This is a genomic window from Saccharopolyspora sp. 6V, assembly GCF_020176785.1.
GTDB classification, from domain to species: Bacteria; Actinomycetota; Actinomycetes; order Mycobacteriales; family Pseudonocardiaceae; genus Saccharopolyspora_C; species Saccharopolyspora_C gregorii.
This window is the reverse complement of the sequence record NZ_JAIUKB010000018.1, coordinates 1-13,089: the sequence shown is the minus strand read 5'-3', so window position 1 is coordinate 13,089 and position 13,089 is coordinate 1. Positions and strand designations below refer to the sequence as shown.

At 68.9% G+C, this 13,089-nt stretch carries 18 protein-coding genes; 12 read left to right on the top strand and 6 right to left on the bottom strand.

From position 1 onward, the window contains the following. Nucleotides 1-939 carry an ATP-binding cassette domain-containing protein gene (locus LCD35_RS04185; RefSeq protein WP_224955877.1) on the bottom strand — a complete coding sequence of 313 codons (939 nt, stop codon included), beginning with the start codon at nt 937-939 and terminating at the stop codon, nt 1-3. 191 nt (nt 940-1,130) lie between these two features. Between LCD35_RS04185 and LCD35_RS04180 the strand changes: the two genes are divergently transcribed. Then, complete coding sequence (locus LCD35_RS04180; RefSeq protein WP_224955878.1) at nt 1,131-1,778, top strand: response regulator transcription factor; 648 nt, start codon at nt 1,131-1,133, stop codon at nt 1,776-1,778. 2 nt (nt 1,779-1,780) lie between these two features. Here the strand turns inward: LCD35_RS04180 and LCD35_RS04175 are convergent, their stop codons facing one another. The 5 genes from LCD35_RS04175 to LCD35_RS04155 form a co-directional block, all read right to left on the bottom strand. Further along, nucleotides 1,781-2,434 carry a DedA family protein gene (locus LCD35_RS04175; RefSeq protein WP_224965945.1) on the bottom strand — a complete coding sequence of 218 codons (654 nt, stop codon included), beginning with the start codon at nt 2,432-2,434 and terminating at the stop codon, nt 1,781-1,783. A 176-nt stretch (nt 2,435-2,610) separates the two neighbouring features. After that, the gene (locus LCD35_RS30665; protein ID WP_225043726.1) at nt 2,611-3,225 is read right to left on the bottom strand and encodes a hypothetical protein; all 615 of its coding nucleotides are present in this window, start codon (nt 3,223-3,225) and stop codon (nt 2,611-2,613) included. A gap of 230 nt (nt 3,226-3,455) precedes the next feature. Beyond that, nucleotides 3,456-4,052, bottom strand: a complete 597-nt coding sequence (locus LCD35_RS04165; protein WP_224955881.1) for an HD family hydrolase — start codon at nt 4,050-4,052, stop codon at nt 3,456-3,458. After that, nucleotides 4,045-5,091 (bottom strand): helix-turn-helix transcriptional regulator, encoded by a 1,047-nt coding sequence (locus LCD35_RS04160; protein ID WP_224955882.1) that lies wholly within the window; start codon nt 5,089-5,091, stop codon nt 4,045-4,047. The genes LCD35_RS04165 and LCD35_RS04160 overlap by 8 nt, the downstream gene beginning before the upstream one ends. A 110-nt stretch (nt 5,092-5,201) precedes the next feature. Next, nucleotides 5,202-5,519: a helix-turn-helix domain-containing protein gene (locus LCD35_RS04155; protein ID WP_225043725.1), complete on the bottom strand. Its 318-nt coding sequence runs from the start codon at nt 5,517-5,519 to the stop codon at nt 5,202-5,204. Nucleotides 5,520-5,729: 210 nt separating this feature from the next. On the opposite strand from LCD35_RS04155, the gene LCD35_RS04150 reads away from it, so the two are divergent. The 11 genes from LCD35_RS04150 to LCD35_RS04100 all read left to right on the top strand — a co-directional run. After that, nucleotides 5,730-6,140, top strand: coding sequence for a hypothetical protein (locus LCD35_RS04150; RefSeq protein ID WP_224955884.1), 411 nt, complete (start codon nt 5,730-5,732; stop codon nt 6,138-6,140). Beyond that, nucleotides 6,137-6,415, top strand: a complete 279-nt coding sequence (locus LCD35_RS04145) for a hypothetical protein (RefSeq protein ID WP_224955885.1) — start codon at nt 6,137-6,139, stop codon at nt 6,413-6,415. The genes LCD35_RS04150 and LCD35_RS04145 overlap by 4 nt, the downstream gene beginning before the upstream one ends. Further along, the gene (locus LCD35_RS04140) at nt 6,412-7,728 is read left to right on the top strand and encodes a hypothetical protein (RefSeq protein WP_224955886.1); all 1,317 of its coding nucleotides are present in this window, start codon (nt 6,412-6,414) and stop codon (nt 7,726-7,728) included. The genes LCD35_RS04145 and LCD35_RS04140 overlap by 4 nt, the downstream gene beginning before the upstream one ends. 54 nt (nt 7,729-7,782) lie before the next feature. Beyond that, nucleotides 7,783-8,136: a plasmid transfer protein TraA gene (traA, locus tag LCD35_RS04135; RefSeq protein WP_224955887.1), complete on the top strand. Its 354-nt coding sequence runs from the start codon at nt 7,783-7,785 to the stop codon at nt 8,134-8,136. 53 nt (nt 8,137-8,189) lie between these two features. Further along, nucleotides 8,190-10,214: a plasmid transfer protein TraB gene (traB, locus tag LCD35_RS04130; RefSeq protein ID WP_225043724.1), complete on the top strand. Its 2,025-nt coding sequence runs from the start codon at nt 8,190-8,192 to the stop codon at nt 10,212-10,214. A gap of 176 nt (nt 10,215-10,390) precedes the next feature. Then, the gene (locus LCD35_RS04125) at nt 10,391-10,882 is read left to right on the top strand and encodes a Pycsar system effector family protein (RefSeq protein WP_225043723.1); all 492 of its coding nucleotides are present in this window, start codon (nt 10,391-10,393) and stop codon (nt 10,880-10,882) included. Between the two features lie 34 nt (nt 10,883-10,916). Then, complete coding sequence (locus tag LCD35_RS04120) at nt 10,917-11,387, top strand: hypothetical protein (protein WP_224955890.1); 471 nt, start codon at nt 10,917-10,919, stop codon at nt 11,385-11,387. Between the two features lie 23 nt (nt 11,388-11,410). Then, on the top strand, nt 11,411-11,764 hold the full coding sequence (locus LCD35_RS04115; protein WP_224955891.1) for a hypothetical protein: 354 nt from the start codon (nt 11,411-11,413) through the stop codon (nt 11,762-11,764). A gap of 55 nt (nt 11,765-11,819) precedes the next feature. Further along, a complete protein-coding gene (locus LCD35_RS04110; RefSeq protein WP_224955892.1) occupies nt 11,820-12,074 on the top strand; it encodes a hypothetical protein in 255 nt (84 codons plus the stop codon). 107 nt (nt 12,075-12,181) lie between these two features. Beyond that, nucleotides 12,182-12,796 carry a GGDEF domain-containing protein gene (locus tag LCD35_RS04105; protein WP_304614361.1) on the top strand — a complete coding sequence of 205 codons (615 nt, stop codon included), beginning with the start codon at nt 12,182-12,184 and terminating at the stop codon, nt 12,794-12,796. Next, nucleotides 12,793-13,089: bifunctional DNA primase/polymerase (locus LCD35_RS04100; protein ID WP_225043722.1), on the top strand; the 297-nt coding region annotated here is incomplete at its 3' end. The genes LCD35_RS04105 and LCD35_RS04100, both read left to right, overlap by 4 nt.

Here is a 13,089-nt window from a genome sequence, read left to right as displayed (position 1 = left end):
TCAGCTCCGCACTTCCGCGTCAAGGCCGGGTTCCGGCGCGTTGTACTCGACGTCGCCTTCGGTCAGACGCATGTACGCGTCCTCAAGGGACGGAGTGACCGACCGCAGCTCGTGCAGCCGCACTCCGAGTTCGTGCGCCAGGTCGCCGACGTCACCGGTGGTGGCACCGCGCACGAGTACCCCGCCGTCCTCGTCCTCGCACGTGAACCCGGCGGCGTCGAGGCGCTCGCGCAGGGCGGTGCGGTCCGCGCCGTCTCCGGTCCGGACGAACGCGGCTTCCTCCTCGGTGGAGCTGATGACCTCGTTGATCGGTGCGTTCGCGATCAACCGGCCCCGGCCGATGATGATCAGTTGATCCGCCGTCAGCTGCATCTCGCTCATGAGGTGGCTGGAGACGAACACGGTGCGCCCTTCGGCGGCCAGCGAGCGCGCGAGGCCGCGCACCCAGCGCACGCCGTCGGGGTCGAGCCCGTTGACGGGTTCGTCGAACAGCACGGTGTGCGGGTCGCCCAGCAGCGCCGCCGCGATCCCCAGCCGCTGGCCCATGCCGAGTGAGAACGTCCCGGCGTGCCGGGAGGCCACCCCGGTGAGGCCGACGGTGTCGAGCACCTCGTCGACGCGACCGGCCGGGATGGCGTTGCTCCGCGCCATCGCGAGCAGGTGGTCGCGTGCGGACCGGCGCGGGTGCAACGCGCGTGCGTCGAGCAGCGCTCCCACCTCGCGCAGCGGATCGCGTAGCGCGGCGTAGGTGCTGCCGTTGATCCGGGTCTCGCCGGAAGTCGGCCGGTCCAAGCCGAGGATCATCCGCATGGTGGTCGACTTACCGGCCCCGTTCGGGCCGAGGAACCCGGTGACCTGCCCTGGACTTACCTCGAAGGTCAGGTCTTGGACAGCGGTCGTGCTTCCGTAACGCTTCGTCACGTCGTGCACCGTGATCATGGAATCTCCGTGCTGTGTCGTCGGATCGGACAGGGCTGGGCGAGTGGATGGCGTCAGGTGGAAGGATCGGATTCGTGGCGTGGTACACGGCGGTCAGGGCGTGGATGGGATGATGACGAGGTGGCCTCGCCGCGTACGTGACGGGATACCCTCGGTGTTCGGACGCGGGGCGAAGTGGTTGAGGGGGTTGCGTGATTCGGGTCCTGCTCGTCGACGACGAGACGCTGGTGCGTACCGGCCTGCGCTTGATCCTCAATCCGGCCGAGGACGTCGAGGTGGTCGGCGAGGCCGGGGACGGCAGGGAAGCCGTGGACGCCGTCGCCAGGCACCGGCCGGACGTCGTGCTCATGGACGTCCGCATGCCGACCATGGACGGACTCGCCGCGTCGGAGGAACTCCAGCGCCGCGCCGATCCGCCCAAGATCATCATGCTCACGACCTTCGCCCTGGACGACTACGTGCACCGGGCCCTGCGCGCGGGCGCGGTCGGATTCCTGCTCAAGGACACCGAGCCGCGGGACCTGCTCGGTGCGGTGCGCACCGTCGCGGCCGGGAGCGCGATGCTCTCGCCCACGGTGACCAAGAGGCTGCTGACGACCTTCGCCGAAACCGAGCAGTCGGAGGTCGAGAAGTTCCGCCGGCGGCTGGACGTGCTCACGGCCCGTGAACACGACGTGATCCGCGCTGTGGCACGAGGGCTGTCGAACGCCGAGATCGCCCGGGAGCTGTTCATGAGCGAGGCGACCGTGAAGGCGCACGTGAGCCGGTCGTTGTCCAAGCTCGGCTTCCGCAACCGGGTCCAGGCGGCGATCCTGGTGCACGACGCGGGTTTGGACTGATTTCACCGGGAGGACGTCACCGCGTCGGAGCTCTCGGGTTCCGCTTCGTCCGACTCGGGGCGGCGGCGCCGGTAGAGCCACCGTCCTGCCTCGACCAGGACCGTGACCGACAGGGCGAGTCCCAAGCCGAACAGCAGACCCAGGATCGGGTTGCGCTCGAAGGCGATGCCGCCCGAGTAACCGATCAGTCCTGAATAGGCACCCCAGCTCACGCCCGCGAGCAGGTCGAAGCAGGTGAAGCGGTACAGCGGATAACCGACCATCCCGGCGGTCAGCGTGGTGACGGTGCGGCCGCCGGGGATGTACCGGGCGATGACGAGGATCAACCCGCCGCGCTCCGCGAGAGTGCCGCTGGCCCAGTCGAACGCGGCTTGGCGTCGGGGGGCGGTCCGGAGGTGCCTGAGCAGCTTGGCCCCGGCGAACCGCCCGACGAAGTACGAGACGTGGTCGCCGAGAACGGCACCCGCCGCCGACACGGCGATGACCAGGGCGAGGTTCGTCGTCCCGTTCGCGGCGAACACGCCGGCCGTGATGACGAGGCTCTCGCTGGGTACCACGGGGAAGAAGCCGTCGATCGCCGAGAAGGAGAACAAGGCGACGTACCACCACGGCGAGCCGAGGAGCGTGGTCAGGACGTCGAGTACCGCTTCCTTCATGCGGTGCTCGATGTCGTGGTGCCGACGTCACGACGGGCGCGACCGTTCATGATGGGGAACCTTCCGGTGGTCCAACGTGTTTCCCGAAGTCTGCGGAGGACGGGCCGCCGACGCATTAGCCGAAAGGATCCTGTTGACCCCTACTTTCGAAACGTCACGGGACATCATCGTGTACGTCACCGGGTGACGTGCAGGCGCGAGCCGTCGTGTGCTGTCCGCCGCTCCGGTTCAGCACTCCCCACAGCGACGCTCGACTCGGATCCGCCTCGTGCGGCTTGCAGCCGGACTCGGCGCATTCGTGCTCGCCGTCGCGGGCGTGCTTCTCGATCTGCGGCGTGCCGTCGCAGCGGGTGCGGGCGCAGATCGCTGTAGACGCTCTCCAGCATCCGCGCACTGATCTTGTTGACCGCTGTCCCGCCGAGCGCGGGGAGGATGGTGCGCCGGAGGTAGCCCTCGTACGTGTGGCGCGTGCTCTCTTCCAGCTCACCGGCGCGCAGCCACTCGCTCCATGCGTGGGGGAGCGCGACGGTCGACGGCGCTGAGTTTCGTTGACCTGGTTGAGCAACTCCGCCAGGGCCTTCTCGGCGCGCTCGCGCGCGGCGTCGTTCGTGCCCTTGATCGTCTCGCGTAGGTAGACCCGCTTGCCGGTGACCGGATCGACGCCCGCGTGCGCGACCACCCGGAAGCCAGCAGCTCGCGCCTGGACCCGGCCGCGCTCGCGGGACTTTGAGCGCGCAGCAATACGGCCTTGAGCATGCTCGCCCAAGGCCACACCCAGCGGACCAGACCAAGATCCAGATCTTCGGTTGTTTCCGCTGGTGAGTGGCGGTGCCCCCGGTCAGAGTCGAACTGACACTGTACGGATTTTGAGTGGTTCCGCCGAACCGGCTCTCACCAGCGGAAACACCCTAGCAAACGCCCGCGTGTCCGTGAATGGCACGTGGGGAACCCATTTCGCCGGCCACTCGAAGGTCTGACCGGCCCCCGACCACGGAGCCGGGGACCGCTTCGCCAGCTCCGGCTACCTACCGACGGCGCGGGCGAACGAACCCCACCATTCCCCCGGCGGGACCTCCATCGCGGCGGCGGCGAGCGCCTTGCCCGTCGCGGTGCTCACCGCTTCCGCACTGGAGCGCACCCACTCATCGAGCTCGGTGTAGCCCTCCCGCTGGTACTCCCTGGCTTGCAGCAGGCATTCGAGCTTGTCCGCGTCCCGGCTGCACCGGGATTCCGGCGATGCCTCAGCGGTCTTGGCGGACTCGTGTTCGTCCACCGCGGACACGATCCGGTCTCGGAGGCCTGTGGGCAAGCCAGCTGTCTGGTCGCTGACGATGTCGTGCGGGCTCGCCGTGCTCACGTACTTCTTGCCGACGCTCGGGACATCGCCGATGCGAGTCTCGGGCAGGTCGTGGAAAAGACCGAGCGTCGCGGCGCGCTCCGGATTCGCCCCCTCGCAGGACGCAATAACGTACGCGAGCAGGGCGACCCGGTACGAGTGCTCTGCCACGCTCTCGCCATTGCGGACCCCTCCGAGCAGCCAGCCGGTGCGCGGTGTGTGCTTGAGGTGCCCGGCTTCGTGGGCGAACGCGATGATCTCAGCGAACCGCTGGTCAGGCATGGGTGCTCCTCAAGGCGTAGGAGAGCTGATCGAGTTTACGTAGGGAATCACGGGCGAATTCGTGCGTCGCCGTCGACCGGTCGATCGCGGCGAGCACTCGTTGCCGCAGATCGGGGCGGTCCAGCCCACGGCGGAACGGGATCAGGGCGTTCAGGGCGTGCGCGCACAGATCTCGGTACGGGGCGTTCTCCAGTCCGCCTAGGAGGGAATTGAGCAGCAACTCGCCCGACCAGGTCTGGTCGTCGGCGAGCATGTCGGCATCGCTGGTCCAGGGCTCGGGGATCTCGCCTACCCAGTAGGCCCAGTACGAGAGGTTGGCCTTCACCGCAGCCTCCGTGCCGAGCCCGTGCTCGATGAACCTTGACAGGGGTTCCAGGTCGCCCGTAGCGGCCGAACTGATCGCCCGCGACCTGGTGACCGCCCACTCCGGCGACCATTCGCGGATGTCTCGAGCCGCCCGTACGTCTTCGGCCCGCATCTGCGCGACCCAGTCTGCCGAATTGGCGTGCTCGGCGACGAGGTATTGCGCTTGCCTGCGGAGCATCGCTCCTTCGACTCCTCGATCAGCCCGGCTCGCGACGGTGCGCAGGACGGCGGCGAGCTGATCCCGTTCGCCTTTCGCGACGTCCAAGCGAGCTTTCGTCCCAGCGAGCTGGCGCGGCGGAACACCCGTCATCGGCCAGGCGAGCAGTTCGGTCTGCAACCGAGTGGGCACTACGAGCGTGAGCGGGTGGGTAGCGGGGTCCTCGCTGCCGATCTCGGACAAGATCTCGTCCGCCTGCATGGCCTCAGAAAGAACCATCAGGCGCGCCGACGTGACCGTCGAGAGCTGAAGCACGCGGCGGAGCTTCCCGAAACGCGCCATCGGCAGGTTGATCAGCGGTCGCCTCCCGGACTCCCACCCCTGGACCGTCGCCAGCGACACCTGCATGGCCTCCGCGAGACCCTGCTGGGTCAATCCCACCTCGTTCCGAATAGCGGCCAAAACCGCCCCGGCAACCCTTCCCGCGACGGGAGACTCACTGGCAGTCAGCTCCATGTCGTCGCTTCGCCTGCGCAGCGCCTCCACCCCCTTCAAGACCCGTACTCGCAGTCAGTCCACATCGCACTGACCTGCACATACCTTTTTCTTATGCGCACCACACCGGATCAGCGATCCGCCAACCGACTGACCACCTCAGCGAGCTTGGTCTCGAGCGCGGACACCCGCTCTTCGAGGGTCGGCTCGACGCTGTCGGGGTTGCCCCGTGCAATGGCCGCGATCTTGCCTGACGGCCAGTCCAGCGCGTTCGAGATCGCCATGAGCGTCTTGGGGTTGCGCTCCCGCCGTTTGCCGTTCGCGAGTTCCTGGACGGTGGATAGGCCGACATCGGCCTTGTCAGCGACGTCCCGTTGCCGTAGGCCGAGCTGCTTCATGCGCTCCGAGACGGCCTCGCCAACCGCGGTCCAGTCCAAGTCCTGATCCATACACCCCTCGCTTGAAATCGGGCCTGCTTCAGGAGTGTAGCCAAGCGCGAGGCGCAAGAAAAACCTGACAACAGGTCTGTTTTGAGGTTGACATCAGGTCTGCTTCAGGTCCAGTATCAACTCGTTCGGTGCTCAGGCGTCCCGTCGGAGGAGAGATTCATGCACGACATCGGTTCAACCACAGCGAACAAGCCCGGAGCGAAGGAGCTGATGCAGCAGGTAGACCCCGAGTACTTCGCGCTGACGGTGCGCCAGGCGTTCGGTGAGCGCGACGTCGAGCCGGACCCGTACCCGGCGGACTACCTGGAGGGCCTGTCCGGCCCGAGCACGGAGGATCTGCTGCTGGCGGGGCGCGGTGAGCTGTCGGAGCACCCGGCCGTGGTGGAGGCCGACGAGCGGGTGTTGGCGGCTGAGATCGCGGTACTGGACGCGGAGGACGCGGGGCAGGTGGACGAGGTGGCGCAGCGGCGCCTCGACAAGGCTCGTTCGGAGCGCCGGTCGGTGCTGGTGCGGATGCAGAAGAACCGCACCGCCGCTCACACCCACCGTTCGCAGACGCGTCCGGCTCAGGTGCTGCCGCTGCGTCCGTTCCGGGTGATCCGGGGTGGTGAGGCGGCATGAGCGCGGCGGTGGATGTGGCGTTGCTGCCGATCCGGATGGGGTGGCGGCTGGTGAAGCTGCTGCTGCTGCCGGTGTTGTTCGGTGCCGGGTCGCTCGGCCTGGTGGCGATGGGGCTGGGCTGGATGCTCGGAGTCACGGCGCTGTGCGCGTTGTGGGGGCTGGTCATGGGCCGGTTGTGGTGGTTGCAGGTTGTCGGTGAGTTGCGGTCGCTGGGCCGCGGCACGGTGCGCATCAGCACCGGAAACGGCGGCCGGGGCAAGGGGGGTCGGCGGTGAGTCAGTGGGACTGGGTGCAGGCGAGCGAGGCTCGTAAGGCTAATGCTGCTGATCGTCGGCGGGCTGATCGTCAGGCGGTGTCGGCGGAGCGGCGGCGGGATCGCCAGCAGCGGTTCGAGCAGTCGCAGATGGTCGCTGAGAAGCGGCGCGCGCGGCGTGCGGAGGCGGTGTCGGCGGCGTGGTCTCGTATTCGGTCGTATGGGTTGTGGTTGCCGGTGATCGTCGCGCCGATGGTGCTGGCGTGGCAGGCACAGGCCGAGCAGGGCGGCAGGCTTTACGGCCCGGTGGGCTGGCTGCTGCCGGTGCTGACCGAGTGCGCGGCTTGGGTGATCTCGTTCGAGATCGCTCGGCAGCGGCGGCGTGGTGTGCCGGTTGGCCGGGCGCTGGTGGCGATGTGGCTTGTGGCCGGTGCGATGGCGGGGTTGAGCTTCCTGCACGGGCTGGAGACGAGCGTGATCACCGCGGTGGTGATGGCGGTTGTGGCCGTGGCCGGGTTGGTCATCCATCAGATCAAGGTCACGTTGGATGCCGGTTCGCCGCAGGAGTGCGGGTCGCCTGGGCTGGGACGCCGGTGGTGGTGGACTCCCGTGCGTTCGGTGGTCGCGGCGTACCGGTCAGCCCGTACGGGCATGCCGGTGACGGCGGTCTACGACGGGCGGGATCGCAACGAGCGTCGGCATGATCGCCGCGAGCGTCGGCAGGTTCGCGCAATTCGCCGGGCAGCGGTGGACAGTGCTGTCGGGAGGGTTCACCGGGACGGCACGGTCACGCTGCTGCACGTGCCGAGCACGGTCGAGCTCGCCCGCACGAAGTGGTTGCGGCGTCCGGTTCTGCGGGCTGTCAGCCCTCCGCCGGAAGCGCTTGCCAGCGTCACCGATAACACCGGCACCGCTGCCCACCCCCCTGTCCCGGCCGCTGCCGAGCAGGCAGTGCAGGAACCGACCGCCGCACCGGCGGCAGGACCGGGTTCGGAAGCGTCGGGAAGCACCTCGGGAAGCGTTTCCGGTGCAGTTCAGCGCGCTTGCGAGGTGCGGCCGGACTGGACACACGACACCTCCAGGACATCAGCTCCGGAAGCGCTTCCGGCAGGGGCGGAAAGCGGTAGCGAGAGCGCGGCCGAGCTGCCTTCCGACGAGTTGATTGATCGGGCCGAGCGGCTGGAGCGGCAGTACCTCAGCCGCTCCGGTGGGAAGCGCGGACTGCCCTTCCGGGAAGCGCCCCGGCGGCTCGGGGTCCGCTACGAGACCGCGCGTGCGGCCCTGATCGCGGCACGGGCCCGGATGGCCACCGAGTCCACCGAGATCGCCGCCTGAGCACCGGCTCGGCGGAGTGTCCGAAGTAGTCACTGAAGAGAAGGGTTTTCGCTGATGAGCAAGGAAATCTTGGGTTCGCCGGAGTTCGTGTCCTCGTCGTCGATCCGCCAGTACTGCGAGAACGCGCGGCGGTTGTTCCACCCGCTGTACCACGAGCTGCACGTGTCGGCGGAAGAGCTGGAAGCGGCGTTGCGGTACGTGAAGACGGCCGACCCGAAGTTCGGCGGGATGGACTCGCGGGTCCGATCGAAGTTGGTGGCTCGCCAGCTCAAGCAGGCCGCGGCGGCGATCGAGGTCGCGTCGAAGTCGACGGTGGCGACCTACATGGCGTTCCTCAAGCACTACTCGCCGGAGGTGTCCGCGGCCCGGGAGAAGCAGCGGGCGCGGCGCTTCGAGTTCGACGAGTGACCGGGTGAGACGACGTTCGGGGACCGAGAAGGCCACCGGGAGAGGAGAAGACGATGGCTGGCAAGAACAACCGTGGCGGTGACCTTTCGGTCTCCGAGCAGATGCAGGGGTTCGGCTACTACACCCCCAAGAAGCATTGGGCGTCGCGGCTGGCGCCGTACGCGCCGGAGTGGGTGGGGTATGCGGCGGTGTGGCCGGTGACCTACGGGGTGCACGAGTGGCTGGCGACCGATCCGGCGGTGGCGCCGTCGGCGTCGGCGGGGTTGTCGTTGCTGGGGGTGGGGCTCACGGCGGTGACCTGGCAGTGCGCCCGCGCCCGGGCGGCGCTGACGCGGAAGTTCGCCACCGCCACGAGCGGGATCACTGCGGCGTGGATGACCGCGGGGACGATCGCCGGGCCGGGCGAAACGCCGCTGCTGGAGCTGTGGGCGGTCGGTGGTGCCGGGGTGGCGCTGTCGTGGTCGATCTACAAGGCGCTCAAGCGCGGTGGTGACGGCGAAGACGGAGAGAACGGGCTGTTCGAGCAGGTCAAGTTGGCGGGGGTGAAGCCCGCGGCCACGCAGGTGGAGCCGAACCGGGTCACGACCCGGTTGCAGCTTCCCCGCGGTGAGATGGAGGTGAGCGACGTGCAGAAGGCCACCGGCCGCATCGCCAGCATGTTCGGGCTGGGCAAGGGTGCGGTGCGGGTGACCGAGAATCCGGACGACTCCTCGAAGGCGACGATGACGATCGTGCCGCGCGACGTGCTCAAGAACCCCACCGCGTGGCCGGGACCCTCATCTCCGGGTGGGTCGATCATGGATCCGGTGGTGGTCGGGGTCTACGAGGACACCGAACCGCAGGTCATCCTGTTCCCGGGGGACAAGTCCCAGGGCCGTAACGCCACGCACTACGGCGTGCAGGGCATGAACGGGTCCGGGAAGTCCCACGGGGCCAAGGAACCCTGGACCGAGATCCTGACCCGCCGTGACGCCGGGCTGATCGTGATGGACCCGTCCAAGGGGGAGCAGACGGTCGGCTTCCTCGGCGACGCCCCGTACCAGGTGGTGACCGGGGAGAAGGCCTGCAAGAAGGCGGTCAAGCGCTTGCCCGGCCTGATCACCGACCGTGCCTCGCAGCTCGGGCAGTGGGGCTACGACCAGTGGGTGCCCGCCGCGTTCGAGCAGCACGGGCTGCCCTACCTGGTGGTGTGGATCGAGGAGTCCCCGCGGGTCCTCGACGACGCCAAGACCGTGATCCGGATCGCGCAGGAAGCCCGCTCGGCCGGGATCAGCCTCGTGTTGTCGTTGCAGAAGGCGACCTTCCGCAACATGCCCACCGACGTGCGCTCCCAGCTCGGCGGGGTGTGGTGCTTCGGGGTCAACGACATCGAAGACGCCGGGTACCTGCTTTCGGAGGACACCATCGAGGGCGGGGCGCGCCCGGACCGGTGGAAGAACCGGCGCCCGGGGTGCAACTACCTCGAAGGACCCGGCATCGACGAGGCCCGCTACACCACCCCGGGCCGGACCCACGACCACACCGACGACCAGCTTCGCGCGGCGATCGACGCCCATGCCGGCATCCGGCCCGCGATGCACTCGATCGACGCCCGCCACCTCGACCTGACTGCCCCGGCCACCGACCAGCCCACGATGGTCGCCGGAGCCGACGGCGTGGAGCCGACTCCCGACTTCGAGTCCCTGGACAACCTGGACCCGGCCGACGCCGCCGACTTCGACGACGAACCGATCGACCTGCCCGAACTCGCCGACCCCGAGCTGACCGTCGACGACGAGCACGAACTGCCCGCCGACACCACGACCCTGGACTTCCCCGGAGGCCGTCCGACGCGCAAGGAAGCCGTGGCGCTGCTGCGCAGTCACATCGAGCAGAGGGCCGCCGCGGGCCGCACCCAGTTCACCGTCCGGGACTTCCCGGACCCCGAGGCCACCTACGGCCGCGGCCGCTCGTGGGTCTCCGGCGAACTCGACAAGCTCACCGGCACCCTCCTGCACCGGGTCGGCAAGGACGGCCGCGCCGACATCTACCGGCTCGCCACCCCGCACGAGGACACCGACACGCCTCACGCAGCGTGACAGGCGGCTGTGTCTGACGTCAGACGTCAGACACAGGCCCGCACTCCCGACCAACGTGCGAGCGCGCGCGTGCGCGCGCGAAACCCCCTTAGTTGATCTTGATTGACGTCAGGACGGCGACCCCGCACGCCCACCTGACGATACGGAGAGTAACCAAAATGGAAAGGGTTCGACCCGTGAAGACCGAGTACATCGCCGCCCCCACCGACCGCTCCCAGCTCACCACCCGCGTCACCGACGCCAAGGCCAGCGTGCTCACCGAATTGCAGCGCGGCGACACGAAAGCCACCTCGCTGCTGGGCCTGTTCGGCGCGGTCCTGGCCGGAGTCATCGCCCTGATGCGCAGCGGAGTCTCCACCGCCGCCGTCGTGCTGCTGTCCCTCGCCGCGATCCCCACCGCCGCCGCGGTCGTGCTGCTGCTGTGGGTGCTGCGCCCGAACCTCAACGGCGGCAACGCCCGCTCCGGGTTCCTGCGCTGGGCCGCGTTCCTGCGCGACCCCGCCGCACTGGCCGACGACTTCGACCGGCCCCGCCGCGCCCACGACGAAGCCCAGCACCTCGCCGTGCTCTCCGTACTGGCCATCACCAAGTACCAGCGCATCGCCGTCGCCATCTACTGCCTGCTCACCGGCCTCGCACTCACCACGCTCGCCCTCATCGCCGCCTGAGCACGCCCGCGCAGAAGAAAGGGGGACACCCGCTATGGCCACCGTGACCGACGACGACATCGCCTTCGCCGTCCTCGCCGCCGCCGTACACGAAGCCGGACACGCCGTGCTCCACACCGTCGCCGGAATGCAGGTCACCGCAATGCATGTGTGGCACCACGGCGGCAACGTCACCAGCGGCCGGGTCGAGATCGCCGAAACCGAGATCGACGACGACCAGGTCGACGGCTACCTGACCGCCGTCGTCGCCGGAGGCGAAGCCGAAGCACTGTGGCTGTCCGAACAAGCCGGGCAGAGCATCGGCCGCTCCCGCCGCCAGGTCTACGCCTCGTGCCGCAGCGACCAGCTCAACTACCGCCGCACCCACCGCCACACGCCCGGCAGCCTCACCGAAACCGCCGCCCGAGCCCGTGCACACACCCTGCTCACCCGCCACTGGGACCGGGTCGAACGCCTCGCCGCCCGGCTCGCCGACGCCCGCCACCTCACCCGCACCGCGCTCTGACCCCGTACGAGAGGACACCGCACATGGCCGCCTTGATCACCACCATGCACGACCTGATCACTGCCACGAAGGCGCTCAAGGACGCCCGCCACGCGCCTGCCTCACCGCAGGAGGCGAAGGAGGCATTTCGCGACTCGATCGACGTCGGAATCAACCTCAACCGCTTCGCGGACACGCTGCGCAAGCGCGTCGACCGGGTGCTCGACGACCCGGAGCTGGAGATGACCCCGCAACAGCGTGACGCCTACCAGGACCTCCGTGAACAGCTCCACCAGCTGGTGAAGCGCTGCATCTACCTGACCGGCGGGTTCCACCGCGTCGACAAGGCACTTCACCAGCTCAGCGCCACGACGCAGCGCAGCGGCCACCGCTTCTGAACAGCCAACGCTTCTGCCCCCATCAATCTCTCGCCTGCTGTAAGGAGATTTCACGATGTCTCGCCACGAGCTCCCCGCCCGTAGCCCCGAGTACGACGTGATCGTCGGCTGGGACGCGCCCATGTCGACCTTCTTCGGGCTCGTCCTCGACGCCGAAGGCACTCCGGTCGTGGACCGCGGCGACTTGACCGACCGCATCGCCGCGCCCGGCGTGGTCCTCGCCGCCGTCCGCGACTACGCGGTCATCCCGCCCGGCTTCGAACACGAGCTGCTGGCCGAGGCCCGCGCCGACGGCCACATCACCACCTGAGGCCGAGCTGACGCTCTGATCCACCCCACGACGTAGCGGTGCGGCCCCGCCATCGCCCTGAGAAAGCGCCGGGGCCGCCCCTACCCCCTCACCAGGAGGTACCTGCCATGTTCGCAGAACTCGCCCTGATGGCTACCGCCACCGGTGGGAGCGCCGCCGCGCTCTACGCCCACCGCCTGCACCACCAGCTGCACACCGACCCGCTCACGAAGCTCGGAAACCGCGCCGCGCTCAACCGCGTGTTCCGGCGGGTGCAGCGTCGCGCCGGACGCGGCGGGCTCGCCGGGCTGCTGCTGCTCGACGTCGACCGGTTCAAGCTGATCAACGACACCCACGGCCACCGCACCGGCGACGCCGTGCTCACCGCGATCGCCGCCGACCTCGCCGACGCGTGCAGGCCCGGTGAAGTGCCGATCCGGCTGCACGGCGACGAATTCGCCGTGCTGCTGACGAACCTGGACGAGGTCCGCTGCGCCGAACTCCGCGCCCGCGAGCTGCGCCGTCACCTCACCACCACCCACGTGATCGACGGGCTGCCGCTGGCGGTGTCGGTCTCCATCGGCGCCGCCGTCGACACCGCCCGCACCAGCAGCCTGCCCGCGCTGCTCGGCCACGCCGACACCCGCATGTACAGCGACAAGAACACCCAACACGTCACCACCCTGCCCACCCGCCCCGCCGTTCCGGCGCGGCAGCGGGACCTGCCCAAGGAGGCCGCGTGAGTACCGCCACGACGCAGCTTCGCGCGTGGGCGTTGTGCCTGGCCGAACTCGGCTGGCACGTCTTCCCCCTCCAGCCGGGCCGGAAGGTCCCCGCCCTGCACGGGTTGAAGTCCTGTCCTCGCACCGGCATCTGCGCTGAGCAGCACCAGGGGTGGGAGCAACGAGCCACGACCGACCCGGACCGCATTGCTCGTTGCTGGGCCGAGACCCCGTACAACCTGTTGACCGGACTAGCACGCAACACGCCGAGGCAGGAGCAGATCTGGTCGCGGCTGTTCGGTACGACTTCCGCA